General features: G+C 66.4%; 13 protein-coding genes. 10 read left to right on the forward strand and 3 right to left on the reverse strand.

Annotated elements, in window-relative coordinates:
• From H6726_18610 to H6726_18655, 10 genes are all read left to right on the forward strand, one after another.
• Window positions 1-780 (forward strand): ABC transporter permease, encoded by a 780-nt coding sequence (locus H6726_18610; protein MCB9659666.1) that lies wholly within the window; start codon window positions 1-3, stop codon window positions 778-780.
• Window positions 777-1427 carry an ABC transporter ATP-binding protein gene (locus H6726_18615; GenBank protein MCB9659667.1) on the forward strand — a complete coding sequence of 217 codons (651 nt, stop codon included), beginning with the start codon at window positions 777-779 and terminating at the stop codon, window positions 1425-1427. The genes H6726_18610 and H6726_18615 overlap by 4 nt, the downstream gene beginning before the upstream one ends.
• The gene (locus H6726_18620) at window positions 1424-1612 is read left to right on the forward strand and encodes a hypothetical protein (GenBank protein ID MCB9659668.1); all 189 of its coding nucleotides are present in this window, start codon (window positions 1424-1426) and stop codon (window positions 1610-1612) included. The genes H6726_18615 and H6726_18620 overlap by 4 nt, the downstream gene beginning before the upstream one ends.
• 708 nt (window positions 1613-2320) lie before the next feature.
• A complete protein-coding gene (locus H6726_18625; GenBank protein ID MCB9659669.1) occupies window positions 2321-2560 on the forward strand; it encodes a hypothetical protein in 240 nt (79 codons plus the stop codon).
• Between the two features lie 38 nt (window positions 2561-2598).
• On the forward strand, window positions 2599-4200 hold the full coding sequence (locus tag H6726_18630; GenBank protein MCB9659670.1) for a polysaccharide biosynthesis/export family protein: 1602 nt from the start codon (window positions 2599-2601) through the stop codon (window positions 4198-4200).
• Window positions 4201-4202: 2 nt separating this feature from the next.
• The gene (gene kdsA, locus H6726_18635; GenBank protein ID MCB9659671.1) at window positions 4203-5030 is read left to right on the forward strand and encodes a 3-deoxy-8-phosphooctulonate synthase; all 828 of its coding nucleotides are present in this window, start codon (window positions 4203-4205) and stop codon (window positions 5028-5030) included.
• Complete coding sequence (locus tag H6726_18640; protein MCB9659672.1) at window positions 5027-5608, forward strand: HAD hydrolase family protein; 582 nt, start codon at window positions 5027-5029, stop codon at window positions 5606-5608. The genes kdsA and H6726_18640 overlap by 4 nt, the downstream gene beginning before the upstream one ends.
• On the forward strand, window positions 5605-6375 hold the full coding sequence (kdsB, locus tag H6726_18645; GenBank protein ID MCB9659673.1) for a 3-deoxy-manno-octulosonate cytidylyltransferase: 771 nt from the start codon (window positions 5605-5607) through the stop codon (window positions 6373-6375). Before H6726_18640 ends, kdsB begins: the two co-directional genes overlap by 4 nt.
• The gene (locus H6726_18650; protein ID MCB9659674.1) at window positions 6372-9743 is read left to right on the forward strand and encodes a hypothetical protein; all 3372 of its coding nucleotides are present in this window, start codon (window positions 6372-6374) and stop codon (window positions 9741-9743) included. The genes kdsB and H6726_18650 overlap by 4 nt, the downstream gene beginning before the upstream one ends.
• 223 nt (window positions 9744-9966) lie before the next feature.
• A complete protein-coding gene (locus tag H6726_18655) occupies window positions 9967-10737 on the forward strand; it encodes an endonuclease/exonuclease/phosphatase family protein (protein MCB9659675.1) in 771 nt (256 codons plus the stop codon).
• A gap of 61 nt (window positions 10738-10798) precedes the next feature.
• Here the strand turns inward: H6726_18655 and H6726_18660 are convergent, their stop codons facing one another.
• From H6726_18660 to H6726_18670, 3 genes are read right to left on the reverse strand one after another with little or no spacing between them, the layout of a single operon-like run.
• Window positions 10799-14464 carry a CDP-glycerol glycerophosphotransferase family protein gene (locus tag H6726_18660; GenBank protein ID MCB9659676.1) on the reverse strand — a complete coding sequence of 1222 codons (3666 nt, stop codon included), beginning with the start codon at window positions 14462-14464 and terminating at the stop codon, window positions 10799-10801.
• A gap of 33 nt (window positions 14465-14497) precedes the next feature.
• Window positions 14498-15823 carry a hypothetical protein gene (locus H6726_18665; protein MCB9659677.1) on the reverse strand — a complete coding sequence of 442 codons (1326 nt, stop codon included), beginning with the start codon at window positions 15821-15823 and terminating at the stop codon, window positions 14498-14500.
• Complete coding sequence (locus tag H6726_18670) at window positions 15823-16242, reverse strand: adenylyltransferase/cytidyltransferase family protein (GenBank protein ID MCB9659678.1); 420 nt, start codon at window positions 16240-16242, stop codon at window positions 15823-15825. The genes H6726_18665 and H6726_18670 overlap by 1 nt, the downstream gene beginning before the upstream one ends.
• Between the last annotated feature and the right edge of the window lie 66 nt (window positions 16243-16308).

Raw genomic sequence — 16308 nt, forward strand, 5'->3', positions numbered from 1 at the left:
ATGCGCTGGCTCGGCGGCCTCTACTCGCAGCTCCGGGTCATGCAGGCCCTGGCACTGCGCGAGACACGCACCCGCTTCGGGAACCATCAGCTCGGGTACGTGTGGGCGCTGCTCGAGCCGCTCGTGTGGATCGGGACGTTCTGGGGGATGTTCCACCTCGCCAACAAGGCGCCGCCGACGGGCATGGACATGGTCACGTTCTTGGCCACCGGGGTCATCCCCTACGACATCTTCTCGAAGACGACGGACCGCTGCGCGGCAGCGATCGACGCCAACAAGGGGCTGCTCTTCTACCCGCAGGTGCATCCCCTCGACATCGTGTTCGCGCGGGCAGGCCTCGAGTTCGCGACGTACTTCGTAGTGCTGATCGTGATCCTGGGCGGCAACGCGCTCGTCACGGGAGAGTTCGCCATCGAGGACCCGCTCATGGTGGCGCAGGGCCTCGCGCTGGCCAGCCTGCTGGGCACCAGCCTGGGGCTCGTGTTTGCAGCCATGTCGGTGGAGAACAACCTCATCGACCGCGTGCGCGGGCCGCTCATGCGGCCGCTCTTCTGGACCTCCGGCATCTTCTTCACGCTCAACAGCCTGCCGCTGGCCGCGCGGGAGGTCATGCTCTGGAACCCCGTGTTGCACTGCGTCGAGTTCGTGCGCAGTGGGTTCTTCGAGAGCTATCACGGCCAGTACATGTCGGGGCGCTACGTGCTCCTGTGGGTGCTCGGCTTCACCTTCGTCGGCCTCACCATCGAGCGCGCCGTGCGCCACAAGGTGGAGGTCACGTGATCGAGCTCGACGACGTCACGAAGGGCTACATGACCCCAGCCGGCCTGCACGTCGTGCTGGACGGCATCACGGCGACGTTCCAGAGCGAGCAGAGCGTGGGCATCCTGGGCCGCAACGGCGCCGGCAAGTCCACGCTGCTCCGCATCCTCGGCGGGGCAGAGCTGCCCGACCGCGGGCAGGTCGTGCGCAAAGGCCGCGTGTCGTGGCCCATCGGCTTCGCCGGAGGCTTCAGCGGGTCCCTCACGGGCCGCGAGAACTGTCGCTTCGTGGGGCGCCTCTACGACGCCAACCTCGATGACATCTGCAACTTCGCGCAAGAGTTCGCGGACATCGGTGACTACTTCCACATGCCGGTCCGAACCTACAGCTCGGGCATGCGCGCGCGCCTCGCGTTCGGTCTCAGCATGGCCATCGACTTCGACACGTACCTCGTGGACGAGGTCACCGCCGTGGGCGACGCCAAGTTCCAGAAGAAGTGCCGGGAGGCCTTCGCCGAGCGCCAGGAGCGAAGCTCGGTCATCATCGTCTCGCACCAGATGAGCACCATCAAACAATACTGCTCACGCTGCGCCGTGCTGGACCACGGTCGGCTCGAGTTCTACGACGACCTCGACGAAGCCACCGCGCGTTACGAGGCGTCGTCATGAGCGTCGCGAACGTCGGCCAGACCGCAGCCACCGCGCGTGACCTGCGCAAGGCGCGCCAGCGACGCACCGTCGTGCGGCTGGCCCTGGGGGTCGTGCTGCCGACCGCGCTGGCCCTCGTCTACTACGGCGTGATCGCCGCAATGCAGTCGGTGTCACCTTCTGGCATTGCGCTCGGCGGACGGTAAAGCGGCGGCATGGGGCTCCGAGTTCTTCATCGCGTCCGTCAGGGTCCAGCAGCGCGGGTGCAGACGCTGTTGGCGCAGTCGTTCATCCTCTCGCGCGACATGCTGGCCAGAAGCCAGAACCGAAGAACGACTTCTCACTACCGGGACCACGGCGACTTCCATCGCGCCTGGGCGCAGACGCCATTTCACGACGCGCTGAAAACTACTAAGCAGCAGCACGTCCCATCGAAGAACACGACAGCAGCGTCCGGCGTCATCACCCAGTGCGCGCCTACTCGGCGGCGAAGGCAGCCGAACTGAACGCGCCGCCATGCTGACCCACCGCAGCCGAGCGAAATATTAAACGATCTGAACACGCGCTCGCGCAAGCCGCATCGCCCTCGCCCAGCAGGCTGACGACCGTCGAAGCCCGGCTGACAGCAGCGCGGCACGCTCGTAAGCGTTCAAAAGAGCCTAACGACGAGATCCAGCCCTCTCGAGTCGGCGGCGATCCTCGCCGTCTGCAACCAGCTCGGTGAGCTCGCCTCCGCTCGCGCCAGCTGGTCTCTGCTTTGCGTCGCGTGCTTCAGCCGAACAACTCCCGGGTGGTCGCGCTCCGCACCCGCATCGCGGCGCACTGCGCTGGGCCTGGAAGTGGACAACCAGACAGCCCGCCTGAGCAGCAGTGAACCAGGCTTCGCCCGCCACGATCACTGGTTCGAACCTCTCATGGTGGAAAGGGTTCGCGCAACGCCTACCAGTCCGCACTCGGCGCCTTCAGGGATCGCGCGCATCGAGGCGGACCGCCAGAACCGGTACGTCGTCACCATCTCCCGCCCCTCCGTACCCGACGCCGCGACGCATCCCGACGGTGTGCGCGGCGTCCTCACCGTCACCGTCATCTGCTTCATGCTCCTGGGCGTCGGCTCCTTGCTGCTCGCCTCGGTGCGCGAGCACGCCAACGTCTGAACCGCGTCATGCACATGCCAACACGCCCCCTCCCACTCGTGATCGCGACCCTCGCCTGCTGGCTCGGTGCGGGCATCGGGTCGGCCCAGCAGGCGCCGGCGGCCGCGTCGAGCGCAACGCCAGCAACGGGCGCAACGGGGGCGGACTCCTCGGGGGTCACGCCCTTCGGTGCGTCGCTCTTCGCAGGGAACTTCTCGGGTCAGCGCGAGGACGGGCTCAACGAGGACTACCAGGTGCTCCCGGGTGACCGCGTGATGGTCAACGTGTGGGGCAGCGCGACCATCAACGACGTGTTCGTGGTGGACGCGCAGGGCAACATCTTCCTCCCCGGGGTGGGCCCCGTGCGCCTGGCGGGCGTGCCGGCGCGCGAGCTGACGCAGGCTGTGCGCCGCGAGGTAGCCCAGCGTTTCCGCAGCGGGTTCGAGGTCTACACCAACCTCCTGACGGCCAGTCCCGTCGCCGTCTTCGTGACGGGGGCAGTTCCCCGTCCAGGACGCTACGCCGGCATCGCCTCGGACTCGGTGCTGGTCTACCTCGACCAGGCCGGCGGCATCGACGCCCGCAGCGGAAGCTACCGCAACGTGCAGCTGCTGCGCGCGGGCCAGGTGGTGGCCGAGCTCGACCTGTACGACTTTCTGCTACGCGGCACGCTCCCCACGCCGCAGCTGCGCGACGGGGACACGCTGCTCGTGGGCCGACGCGGGCCCAGCGTGGAGGTCCAGCTGCCCACGGGCGAGCGCATCGGCGTGGAGCTGCGTGAGGATGAGCCCGCAGCCGAGCTGGTGCAGCAGGTGGTGCGCCCCAGCGCCCGTGTGAACGAAGTGAGCGTGCGCGGGGTGCGGAACGGCGACCACATCGCTCGGACGCTCGGCGTGGAAGCGCTCGGGAGCTTCGAGCTGATGGACGGCGACGTGGTCACCTTCCGCGAAGAGGGCCAGGCGGCACACGTGCTGATCCGCCTCGAGGGCGAGTTCCAGGGGCCGTCTACGCTGAGCGTCCCGCGTGGTGCGCGGCTGCTGGACGTGCTCAACCACGTGCCCGTCAACCCCGAGGTGGCGAACGTGGGCGCCGTGCACCTACGGCGCGCGAGCATCGCGCGTGAGCAGCACCGCACCATCCAGGAGAGCCTCGACCGCCTGCAGCGCAGCGCCATGCTGGCGCTGAGCGAGAGCGCGGGCGAGTCCGAGATCCGCGTGCGCGAGGCCGAGATGATGAACGCGTTCATCGAGCGGGCGCGCAACATCCAGCCGCTCGGTCGCGTGGTCACGCGCAGCCTCGACGCCCAGCTGAACGTGATGCTCGAGGAAGGCGACGTGGTGGTCATCCCCACGCGCACCAACGTCATCCGCGTGGGCGGCGAGGTGCAGTTCTCGCAGGCGCTCATGTACCGGCCCGGCCTGCGCGTGCGCGACTACGTGAGCATGGCCGGCGGCTTCAGCAACCGCGCCGAGACGCGCACGGTGATCGTGCTGCGCCCCAGCGCCGAGGTCTTCATCGCGGACAACAACACGCGCATCCAGCCGGGTGACGAGATCCTCGTGCCCCCGCGCATCGACCGGAAGGTCTTCCAGCACGCCATCGAGATCTCGCAGATCATGTATCAGATCGCGATCGCCGCGTCGGTGCTGCTGCGGGTATGAGCATGAAGCTGCACACGTACACGGTCGGGCCGCGTGAGCCCCTGTTCCTCATCGCGGGGCCTTGCGTGGTGGAGAGCGAGTCCATCGTGATGGGCATCGCCGAGACCATGAAGGACATCACCTCGCGGCTCGGCATCCCCTACGTGTTCAAGGCCAGCTTCGACAAGGCCAACCGGACGTCCGCGTCTTCGTATCGTGGCCCAGGCATCGAGGAGGGGCTGCGCGTGCTGGAGAAGGTCAAGCGCGAGCTCGAGCTGCCCGTGCTGACGGACGTCCACGAGGACACGCCCATCGACGAGGTGGCGAGCGTGGTGGACGTGCTGCAGACGCCCGCGTTCCTGGTGCGGCAGACGAACTTCATGACCCGCGTGGCGCGCGCCGGGCTGCCGATGAACGTGAAGAAGGGGCAGTTCCAGGCGCCCTCCGACATGGTGCATGTGGTCGAGAAGTGCCGCGCCGCCGGCAACGAGCAGGTCATGGTGTGCGAGCGGGGGGTGAGCTTCGGCTACAACACGCTCATCTCGGACATGCGCGGCCTGGCCATCATGCGCGAGACGGGTTGTCCCGTGGTGTTCGATGCGACGCACTCGGTCCAGCAGCCGGGCGGCCAGGGCGCGTCGTCGGGAGGTCAATCGGCCTTGGTGCCGGTCCTGGCGCGCGCTGCGGTGGCCGCGGGTATCGCGGGCATCTTCATGGAGACTCACCCTGACCCATCTCAGGCGCTCAGCGACGGCCCAAACATGTGGCCGCTGGGCCGCATGGAGGCCCTGCTGCAGACGCTGGTGGACCTCGACCGCGTCGTGAAGACGACGCCTTACCTGGAGTCATGAGCAACAGCGACGCACATGACCTGCCCATCGAGCTGCGCGCCCTGGCCGCCCGCATCCGGTTGCTCGTGCTGGACGCTGACGGGGTGCTCACGGACGGCCGGCTGTACTACGGCGACGACGGCGAGGTGGTGAAGGCCTTCCACGCACGCGACGGCCTCGGCCTGCGGCTGCTGCGCAACGAAGGGGTGCAGCTGGCGGTCATCTCGGGTCGCGCCGCGCCCGCGCTCGAGCGGCGTGTCCGAGACCTGCGCGTGCACCACGCGCTGCTCGGGCGCGACGACAAGCGAGCCGCGCTGGACGAGTGCCTGCTCGCGGCCGGTGTCTTGGCGGAAGAGACGGCCTTCGTCGGAGACGACGTGCTGGACCTGCCGGCCATGCGCGCGGTGGGACTCGGCGTGGCCGTGGCGGACGCGCACGCGCGGGTACGTCACGAGGCTCGTTGGGTGACGAACGCTCCGGGCGGGCGCGGTGCCGTGCGCGAGGTCGCAGACGGGCTCCTCAAAGCCCGAGGTCGGCTGGACGCGGCGATCGATGAGCTTCTGCGGGAGCACGTGGGGCGGGGAGAGTCTCTCCAATGACCGCGTCGGGCTTTCGCGTCGTCATCCCTTCGCGGCTCGGGTCCACGCGGCTCCCGAACAAGCCCCTGCTGGACGTCGCGGGCAAGCCGCTCGTGGTGCGCTGCTTGGACGTGGCGCGGCGAGCGGGAGCCGATGAAGTGCTGGTGGCCACCGACGACGAGCGCATCGCAGACGTCGTCCGTGCTGCGGGCGGAGACGTGCAGCTGACGCGCGCGGACCATCCGTCGGGCACGGATCGCCTGGCCGAGGTGGCCCGCGCTCGGGGCTGGACGGATGACGCCATCGTGGTCAACCTGCAGGGCGACGAGCCGCTGGTGCCGAGTGAGCTGCTCGCCGAGCTGGCGCAGCAGCTGGTGGACCACCCGGGCGCCGGCATCGCGACCATGGCGACGCCCATCCTGACGCACGAGGAGCTGCACTCCCCCAACGCGGTCAAGGTGGCGTTGCGCGACGACGGGTTCGCGCACTACTTCAGCCGAGCGCCCATCCCGTTCGCGCGCGACGCCGATCGGCGCAGCACGACGCTGCCGGAAGGAGTGCGCTACCTGCGGCACCTCGGGCTCTACGCGTATCGTGTGGCGACGCTGCACCAGTTCGTCGCGCTCGGGCCGCACCCCCACGAGCGCGCCGAGCAGCTCGAGCAGCTGCGCCCGTTGGCCGCCGGGGTGGGCATCCACGTGCGGGTGCTCGACAGCGCGCCGCCGCCCGGGGTCGACACCGCCGAGGACCTCGAGCGCGCCGCGGCCGTGTTCCGAGGGGCGCCATGACCGCGGGGCTGGCGCCCATGCGGTGGGTCGGGACCACGTCCCGCGGCATCGCCCGCATCCCGCACATCCGCTCCTTCGTCGGCGCCGACGTCATCCTGCGGCCCGCAGCGGGGTCGCCCGTGGACGCCATGGTGGGGTGGGGACGGAAACCGAACACGCAGGCCGCGCGCGCCATGGCCGAGAAGCGCGGCGTGCCGTTCCTCACGTTGGAAGACGGCTTCGTGCGCAGCGTCGGGCTCGGCGTCTCGGGGGCGCCGCCGTGGTCCATCGTGGTGGACGACGTGGGCATCTACTACGACGCCACGCGACCGTCGCGACTGGAGGTCATGCTCGAGGAGTCCGGCGAGCTGGACGACGCGGCGCTGCTCGCTCGTGCGCGCCGCTGCATGGATCGCATGCGGCAGGCGCGCATCTCCAAGTACAACGCGTCGCCTGTGGTGGACCTCGGCCCGCGCACGCGCCCGCGGGTCCTCGTGGTGGACCAGACGCCAGGCGATCTCTCGCTGAAGCTGGGCCTCGCGCCCGGGCGCGGCGTGGTGGAGCTGGTCGAGGCAGCGCTCGCCGAGCGACCCGACGCCGAGATCATCGTCAAGACGCACCCCGACGTCGTCGCGGGCCGCCGGGGCGAGAGTCCTTCGCGGGTCCTCCAGCACGCCCGGGTGCGCCTGGTGACCGCCGCCGCGAACCCCATCGCAATGCTCGAGCAGGTCGACGAGGTGTTCGTGATGACGTCCCTCCTGGGCTTCGAGGCGCTCCTCATGGGCCTGCCGGTAACGTGCTTCGGCGCGCCGTTCTACGCGGGCTGGGGGGTCACCACGGACAGGGTCGCCACCCCTCGGCGCAACACGAAGCGGAGCGTCGAGCAGATCTTCGCAGCCGCTTATCTGCGCTACGCGCGCTACGTGGACCCGGTGACGGGCGCGCCCGCCGAGCTGGAGCGGGTCATCGAGCACGTCGCGACGCAGACCGGAGCCGCAGGCGAGCGCGCGCCTGTCATCGCGCTGGGGTTCTCACTGTGGAAGCGAGGGTTCCTGGACGCGTTCCTCGATGGCGTCGGCGGGCAGGTGTCCCATGCGCGCGACGCAGTTGCTGCCGAGGGCGCCGGCGTGCCGCGAGGTGCCACGTTGGTCGTGTGGGGCGCGACGGTGGACCCCGCGGTGGAAGCGCTCGCGGCGCGCCACGGTGCGCGCGTGGCCCGGATGGAGGATGGGTTCCTGCGCAGCGTGGGGCTCGGCTCGGACCTCTACGCGCCAGCGTCCTTGGTGGTGGACACCCGCGGCATCTACTACGACCCCACGCGCCCCAGCGACCTCGAGCACCTGCTCGCGACGCGGACGTTCGACGAGCGGGAGCGGACGCGCGCCGCGCGGCTGCGAGAGCGCATCGTCCTGTCGGGGGTGAGCAAGTACAACGCCGCTCGGGGACGCACGCTGCAAGCCGCGCACGCGGCGGCGACCGGGAGGCGCGTGGTACTGGTGGTGGGGCAGGTCGAGGACGACGCGTCGATTCGCCTCGGGTGTGTCGACGTGCGCACCAACACCGAGCTCCTGCGCGCGGCGCGCGCGGCGTGCCCAGACGCGTTTCTGGTCTGGAAGCCGCACCCCGACGTCACCAGCGGCAACCGGCGCGGCCGGGTAGACCCTGCGGTGGTCGCAGAGCTCAGCGATGAGGTGGCCGAGGACGTGGCCATCGCGGCGTGCCTGAACGTGGCCGACGAGGTGCACACGATGACGTCGTTGGTGGGCTTCGAGGCGCTGCTGCGTGAGAAGGACGTCGTGGTCTACGGACTGCCCTTCTACGCCGGCTGGGGCCTCACGCGTGACCGCCACGCACACCCGCGCCGCACGCGGCGCCTGTCCCTGGACGAGCTGGTACACGCGACCCTGATCGACTACCCGGTGTACGTGGATCCGGTCACCGAGACCCGCACGAACGCGGAGGCCATCGTCGGGCGCCTCGAGCAGAGCCTCCGGTCGCGCGGCTCCGTGAAGGGTGATCGCATCGCCAACAGCTGGGGCGGGCGCCAAGCGCGCAAGCTCGGGAACCTCGCGCGCTACGCCCTACGCAGCGACCCGCGGGGGGCGCGCCTGCTCCGTGAAGCGTCGTCGGTGGCGGGGACGCTGCTGGGGAAAACTACGCCGAGCTCGGCGACGACTCCCACCCTGCCCGACTTCGGGGTCACCCACGCGCTGTTGCTGCAGGGGCCGGCCGGGCCGTTCTTCTGGCGGCTGGGGCGCGAGCTGCGCCAACACGGCATCGAGGTTACCAAGGTGAACCTCCACGCGGGGGACGCCATCTTCTACCCCGCGCCGAACGCCGTGTCGTACCGGGGCACGCTGGACGAGTTCGGCGGGTGGATCGCCCATGAGATGCGCGAGCGACGCGTGGACGGAATCTTCCTGTTCGGAGACTGCCGCGCGTACCACCTAGCCGCCATCGAGGCCGCGCGAGCCGCTGGGGTCGCGGTGTGGGTGTTCGAGGAGGGCTACCTGCGGCCCGACTGGCTCACGTACGAGCGGGACGGCGTCAACGGGCACAGCCGGATGAGCCGCGACCCAGAGTACTACGTCTCCGCCTATCGTGCGGCGGGCTGTCCACCCGAGCCGCCAGTCCTTCCAGTGGGGGACACGTTCACGCTCGCGGCCTGGTACTCGACCCTCAACGCGGTGGCGTACACCTTCGCCAACCAGGCGTTCCCGGCCTACCAGCACCACCGCAACCTGAACGCCCTCTACCACGCGCGCAGCTGGGTGACGGGAGCCGCGCGCAAGCAGTACTACGCCCGCCGTGAACGAGGCGTGCTCGAAGAGATCCTGGAGCGCTTCGATGGACGCTTCTTCTTCGTCCCGCTCCAGGTGCACTGCGATTTCCAGATCCAGCACTCGTCGTACGACGACGTCACCGACTTCATCCACGAGGTCGTGGCATCGTTCGCAGGCCACGCACCGCGGGACCATGCGCTAGTGCTCAAGCACCACCCCATGGACCGCCCCTTCCGCGACTACAGCGCGCTGTTCCGCGCGCTACGCCGGGACCACGGTCTGGACGGTCGCCTCTACTACATCCACGACCAACACCTGCCCACCCTGCTCAAGCACGCGCGTGGCTGCGTCACCATCAACAGCACCGTGGGGCTGTCGGCGATCCACCATCGAACCCCAACCAAGGTCATGGGCAAGGCCATCTACGACATGCCGGGGCTGACTCACCAAGGCGATCTCGAGAGCATGTGGGACGCGCCAGAGATGGTGAACGTGGAGACGTATCAAGCGTTCCGCTGGTGGCTGCTAGAGCACAATCAGGCGAACGGGAACATCATGAATCGCCTCCCGACTGTTCAGAGCCCTACGGGAGTGCTCTGGCGGTGACAGCCATCACGACCTCAACCTGGACCATGCGATGGTGATGACACGACTTCCCTCCAACGACCCGCGCGCGCGGCGGGGCACTCTGCTCACACTCGTGGCACTGGCACTGGTTGGGTGCGGCTCGAGCGGATCGGCCTCCTCCGCCACCCTACAGCGCGCCGCCCCGGACACGACAAGCAGTGCCATCAAGCTCCCGCTCTTCAGCGTCGTGGAGCTACGCGTCATGTCACTCAACATCCGCTACGACCGAGGACAGGATGGAGCGAACGGGTGGGAGCACCGCGCACGGGCGCTCTCGGAGACAATTATCCGGTCTGGCGCGGACATCGTGGGCATCCAGGAGGGCTCGCGCCCGCAGCTCGAGGATATCGTCCGGTGGGCACCGCAGTACTCCTTCCTCGGAGTTGGGAGCGCACAAGGTGACGCGCGGGGCGTGCACGCTGCCATCCTGTTGCGGAACGGGCGTTTTCGCATCCTCGATCGTGGGGTGTTCTGGATATCGAGTTCGCCCGCGGTCCCGGGGTCACGCAGCTGGGGCAACGAGGAGCCGCGCATGTGCTCCTGGGTCCACGTCCAGTTGAGCGACAGCCCCGACGACGTCTGGTTCTTCAACACACACCTGGATCATCGAGCCGTCGAGTCACGTCGTGAAGGCCTCCGGCTCATCGCGAGCCGACTGCCACGGGATGCGCACGCGAACGTGATCGTCGGGGGCGACTTCAACCTGACGGAAGACGATCCGGCGCTCGCCGAGTTCGCCGCCTCCACCGGGCTGCGGGACGCCTACCGTAGCGTCCATCCCACCCGCTCCGCATCGGAGGGGACGTATCATGGCTTTCGCTCCAACACGGACGGTAGGCGAATCGACTTCCTGTTCGTGAGCGACGAGTTCCACATCCAGGACACCGAGATCTTTCGTCACAGCGAGGGCGAGCCCCCACCGTCGGATCACTTTCCCGTCCTCTCGCGCCTCCAGCTCCCAAGCTACCGGTAGGATTTCGCCGAGCCCGCGTGGGAAATTGGGCGAGCGTCCAGCCGAAGGTACGGAGGGACTCTCAGTCGTTGGACGCAGGACGTCCACCTCGCTCCCACCCGAGAACGTTTCGGTAGAATCCCTTCACGGCCTCATCGATGTACGCCGCGTGGTCGAAGTCGCCGGCACGTGCCCGGCCCTCGAGAGCGTTCGTCATGCCACGTACGAGACCCTCTTCGCTGTTCTCGACGATCTCACCGTACGAGTCCCCGAGCACATCGTGGGCGGGGGGAAAGTCGGTACAAACAATGGGCACACCGAGGACCATAGCCTCCAGAAGCACCAATCCTTGGCCTTCGTGGTGCGAGGGAAGCACGAACAGGTCGGCGCGTCGGAGGAAGGGAAACGGGTTCGGGCGTAAGCCTGGAAGGGCGACTCTTTCGGAAAGCCCGAGCCCTTTTACGAGATCCTCCAAGACGCCGCGAGAAGGCCCTTCACCTAGGATCAAGAGTCGGGCGTTGGGGTGTGTCGACAGGATCCGCGAGAACGCATGAATGAGCCGTTCGTGGCCCTTCTCTGGGGAGAGCCTACCGATAGCCAGAAACACGAAATCGCCTCCTGAGAACACGGAGGCCACTGGATCCTCAGATAGGTCTTCGCGCGAGCGGTTGATGATCTCGGCGGCGTCAATGGCGTTGTCGCAGAACCGATGCTCCGGCATGGGAAAGTCGTAGGTATGCGCAAGCTTCTCGAGATTGAGATCGCGCGTTCGCCGAGATACGGACACGAGGGAGTCGTAGTATCGGTAGATCCGAAACGTCCCCGCAAGAGACGGAAACTTGAGCTCGTGTTCACCTCGCATGTCGTTGTGCTGATACATGACGTGGCGCTCAGCACCAATGTTACCCATGAGCGATGGCCAGAAATGGCCATAACCGTCGAAGTTTACTGCACAATCGAATGCGCTTTCGCCAAAGAGCCTACGCGCCTCCCGCCGAAACGCTCGCTCGTAGATTGACCAGAGCGGGCGCGAGGGAAGGTCGTTGTGCGCAGATTGGTGTTGGATGGCATGGCGCTCATCGAGCGTGACGTTCATCCGTCCGTTGCGACCGAAGATACGCACGCGCCTCCCCAGCCTAGACAGCAACTCGATACGTTCAGGCTGTTTGCGTACGCCGTCAGGTTCGACGATCACTACTGCCTCCAGATCGACATCATGCTCGAGTTGCTTCGCCAGGCTAGTGAACGATGCGGTGATTCCGTTGGCGGAAAATAGCCCTGCGTAGAAGATCACTGAGCGCGTCGACGAACGGCGACGGACTACGGTACCGCCTCCGGTCTTATCGTAGAAGAAAAAATCTACCACTCTGTCAGCACTATGCCCATCCTCTACTGCACAGTACGCAGAGACGGCACGTTCATATTTTGGCGCAACGTCGTCCACATCGCATTCCAATGCAGTAGCAACAACGGACGCCAGAGAAGACCGGCTTTCGCACAACATGCCTGGCAGATCCTCTCTATCAATGTACAGACCACGGTCTCTTTTGTACTCCTCGAAGTCGTATATGTAGTGCACGATTGGGCGGCGCGTGGGAAGGAAGTCGATCACGACGCTGGAGTAGTCGGACACGAGCACATCTGTAATCGCGAGCAGATCGTTCGTATCGACCGTTGAAGGAGGAATCGCGGACACCACTGTGTCGCATGCGTCGTCATATGATCCGAAGTAGTGTCCGCGATAGAGAACATGGCAACCCGCGGAACGGATCGCTGCGACATCCTGCCGGACACTCTCTATGTCATCCTCCACGTTTCCAACTGAACCGCGGAACGTCGGTGCATATAGCACCACAGGCGCGCCGTCGGCTACCCCAAGCCTGCGCCGCAGTTCGCGCCTTTCTTCCGCGCCCATCGAGAGCGTCGCGTCGACGCGAGGGTATCCGGTTTCGGCCAATACCCCGGGAAATACGCCTCCAACTTCGAACGACTCGAGGAGCACGTTCGAAGTGTGCTCATTACCACTGATAATATGCGTACAGTGCAGAAAGTTCCGCGCGATGTTCCGCCACCCGATGAAGTCGTTCGAGACGTCTCTACCGAGCGTCTTGAGCGGCGTTCCGTGCCACGTGTTGAGGTACAACTGATCCGATCTTCTGATGAAGTACGAAGAAAACGACGTATTGTTGATCAAGTACTTCGCGGTCGCGAGGTGACGCATATACGTATCGCACTCGCGTTTGATGAAGATGACGTTGCGACGACTTAGGTACTCACTTGGAACGACGTTAACGTCGTTGATAGGCCATATGTGAACCCAATCTGCAAACCTCGGATCTTCAACGATGGATCGGAAGATCGCGAGCGGATTGCAAGCCATGGATCGACCGTGAAAGCTCTCGTATAGAACCGTTCTATCGCGAACGTGAAGCGTCTCGATATGTTCCGTATAATGGACGACGCGACGTAGACCTCTATCTGATCTGAGTACGTTGTCTGAAACGCCAATTGGTCGACGCAGCTGGCGTGTATCCAAGAACGCCTCGACCGCATCCGCAAGTCGCCCGGCTCCAAACAGGGTGACGCCACGTCGGTAGCAAAGCGTGGGCTGGTGAGTGGGAAACCGCGCCAACGCATGCCAGTAGCTCTCTGCGGCGAGCTCCCACTCGCCACGGCGCTCGTGCGCCTCGGCGAGCTGTCGGAACACGTCTGGGTCCGTAGTGTCTTGCGTTAGGTGCGCGACCAACTCCGCGATCGACCGCTCGTCTCCCGTGAGCGCTGGGAGGTCCGTCTCCGGATGGGACAGCAGAAAGGCCTCACATGCGTCCTCGTAGCGCCCGATTTGCGCCAAGCAGTAGCCCTGGCGATAGCGCCAGAAGTAGTGGGGCCCACGAAGCGTGGACGCCGCGAGACCGTACGCGTCGGCGGCCGAGGACCAACGTTCGAGGCCCTCGCGCATCGACCCAAGGCGGCCCGCCCACTGCGTCTGCGACGGGTCGAGTGCCAGGGCCTGCTCGTACGCACTGGCCGACTCGGCATACTCGTGGCAGCGGTCGAGTGCGCGCGCCAGGCGATGGACGAGCTCCGCATCTGCGGGACGCGCTGAAACCGCGTCCCTGAACGCTCGGACTGCATCGCCCCACAGACCGATGCGCTCGTGAAAGACACCGATGCCGAAGCGCGCGCTGTCGAGCTTGCGATCCGCGGCGATCGCGCGCGCGTAGGCTTCCCGCGCGTTGTTGTCGTTCCCAGCCCGCTCCCACGCGAGACCGTGCCGATAGTGCCACTGTGACCTGCGAGGTCGGATCGCGGCTGCGGACGAGAAGGCGTGCGCGGCCTGCTCGTAGTGCTGCATGGCCTCGCGGGCCCGGCCAAGACGGTGCCAGAGCCAAGGACTCGTTGGCTTGGCCGCGACCGCCGCCTCGAGGGACTCGATCTCCAACCACCGGTTTTTCCGCCGCCGAAAGAGCCGGGCCAGCCGGTCGTGGTAGTGGGCTGCGTCAGGAAACCTGTGGGCCGCCCCTCGGTAAACCTCCTCGGCGTCGACCCAACGACGTTGGCGCTCGAGCCCTATGCCAAGCAGGCGGAGGCGGAGGTGCTCAGCGCTCGACGGCGCTTCGAAACGCGAGAGAAACGATGTGGCACCGCCCCAGAACGTGGCGGAGAGCGCTTTGAATCGCGGCGCGACCTTCTTGTAGTAGGGGTGCTTCTTGATCTTGGCGGTGGAGCGAGTGAGGCTCGACTTCATGGACTACCCGTTGGTCGTTCGAAGGGGGGACGGCTAGCGGACGCTGCGGCGCAGGAGGTCCGATACAGGCTCCTCGTAGCGGTTCAACGCTGCGGTGTAGAACGCGAGTCTGCTTGTAGACCCTGAGTGGATGGCGTCAAACAACGCGCGATAGGCGCCGACGACTAGCTCGTCCTGGTTGATGACCTCGCCATTGGGTGTGTCGAACGCCGAGTCGAAGGTCTTTCGTGGGGTGCGCCAGTCACCGTAGTTCTCAGTCAAGTAGCGGTCATGGTCGCTGGGCGTGAGAAAGCTCGTACCGAGGAACGGTCGCTCGACGAGCTCGAAGGGCGAGTTGTGCCAGGTCATCTTGACGCCACCGTGTGCGTAGTCATCCTCGGACCGACTGTGCACGAAGACGTCGACGCCAACGCCCGAGAGGTGCTTGAGTCGAATCGTGCGGTCTGAGCGCGACGGCTGCACCAAGAACTGGCCGGCGCCCCGGAGAGTGGACAAGAGGAAGCTGCGGTCGACATCGTCCCAGACCCCAACGTCCACGTCGTTGTCGTGGGCGAGCAGACGGCCTTCCCTCATGCAGCCCAGCAGCGTGCCGCTCACCAGGAACATCGGGATGTTGGCTTGTTGCAGCGTAGCCGCAACGTCGAGGAGTGCGCGCTCCGCGCGGTCGGTTCGATACACCTTGGGACGCGTGGCGTCTGCCGATGGACGCGAATCGCGGGCGTTGAGCTCGAGAATCTGGCGTCGCCAAACGTGTCTTGCGAACTCGTAGGCGCCGGCACGTTGGGCGCCCAATGACAGATGCCGCGCAATGTGGCGGTTGTCACGCGCACGGCCGGTGTAGCGATCGCCGACACGCGACCAGTTCGCGAGAAGCCGCGCGAAATCGTCGAGGTCTTCAACCAAGTTGGCCATCTCCAGCCAAGTCTTGACGCGGTCGCACACTGCGAGGAGGGCCTCCAGGACACGCCACGCAGACTCCTTGCATCCGGTCTCCGCTAGACAGCGCGCCAGCAGATACGAACCCTCCTCGTGATGTGGATGGTCATAGAGGAGGTTCGACAGGTGCGTGATGCAGGCGTCGTACTCGCCGAAGTAGGCATGGCTCTGCGCGAGATAGAAGCTACCCGCGGGGTTGCGCGCGCCGTGCAGTAGCGCATGCGCGGCCTCTCGCGCGGCTGCGTGGTTGCCAGCGGCGAGTTCGCGCTCCGAGGTCAGCGCGAGGGGAAACCCGCGCGAAAGTAAACTCCCATGGGTCGCCCGCCATGCCTTCCGGACTTCTTCACGGTCGGCCGAACGCAACGCCACGAGTGCCTGGAGATTCGACCACAGCCCGTGACGTCGCGGATCTTCGCCCGTCATCACTGTGCTTCGCGGTCGCGAGTCGGTGAACCGGTGCGCACCTGCTGGCGCACCAAGGTGGTCGAGATGTCCTTGGTGCGAGGTAGGTAGACGACCTCACAGAACTCACGGAGTTCGTCGAACTTTCCCTCCCAGTCGTCACCCATGCAGAACGTGTGGACTCCGTGCGCCCCGATGTCGAGTGGCTTCTGCTCCCACGTCGACTCGGGTATGACCAGGTCCACGGAGGAAAGTGACTCGAGGATCTCCTTGCGCTCGTCATACGGAATCACTGTCCTCTTGCCCTTCATCTCGGAGTTGAACTCGTCCGTCGATAGTCCGACGATCAACCGTCCGCCGAGGGCACGGGCGCGGTTCAAGAGCCGCACGTGTCCAACGTGCAGCAGGTCAAAGGTTCCATAGGTCAAGATAGTCTTCATGAAGGAACGATGCTGGGCGTCAGCGGGGTGGTCAAGCGGGGTGGTCGAGCCGCGCGTGGGTCGAAG

The sequence above is a fragment of the Sandaracinaceae bacterium genome (genome assembly GCA_020633055.1).
Lineage (GTDB): Bacteria > Myxococcota_A > Polyangia > Polyangiales > Houyiibacteriaceae > JADJJE01.

Excerpts from the sequence above, each read along its gene's own strand:
- H6726_18660 (MCB9659676.1), bottom strand. The coding sequence starts at position 14,464 with ATGAAGTCGAGCCTCACTCGCTCCACCGCCAAGATCAAGAAGCACCCC.
- H6726_18655 (MCB9659675.1), top strand. The coding sequence starts at position 9,967 with ATGTCACTCAACATCCGCTACGACCGAGGACAGGATGGAGCGAACGGG.
- kdsA (MCB9659671.1), top strand. The coding sequence starts at position 4,203 with ATGAAGCTGCACACGTACACGGTCGGGCCGCGTGAGCCCCTGTTCCTC.
- H6726_18670 (MCB9659678.1), bottom strand. The coding sequence starts at position 16,242 with ATGAAGACTATCTTGACCTATGGAACCTTTGACCTGCTGCACGTTGGA.
- H6726_18620 (MCB9659668.1), top strand. The coding sequence starts at position 1,424 with ATGAGCGTCGCGAACGTCGGCCAGACCGCAGCCACCGCGCGTGACCTG.
- H6726_18610 (MCB9659666.1), top strand. The coding sequence starts at position 1 with ATGCGCTGGCTCGGCGGCCTCTACTCGCAGCTCCGGGTCATGCAGGCC.
- H6726_18625 (MCB9659669.1), top strand. The coding sequence starts at position 2,321 with ATGGTGGAAAGGGTTCGCGCAACGCCTACCAGTCCGCACTCGGCGCCT.
- H6726_18650 (MCB9659674.1), top strand. The coding sequence starts at position 6,372 with ATGACCGCGGGGCTGGCGCCCATGCGGTGGGTCGGGACCACGTCCCGC.
- H6726_18665 (MCB9659677.1), bottom strand. The coding sequence starts at position 15,823 with ATGACGGGCGAAGATCCGCGACGTCACGGGCTGTGGTCGAATCTCCAG.
- kdsB (MCB9659673.1), top strand. The coding sequence starts at position 5,605 with ATGACCGCGTCGGGCTTTCGCGTCGTCATCCCTTCGCGGCTCGGGTCC.
- H6726_18640 (MCB9659672.1), top strand. The coding sequence starts at position 5,027 with ATGAGCAACAGCGACGCACATGACCTGCCCATCGAGCTGCGCGCCCTG.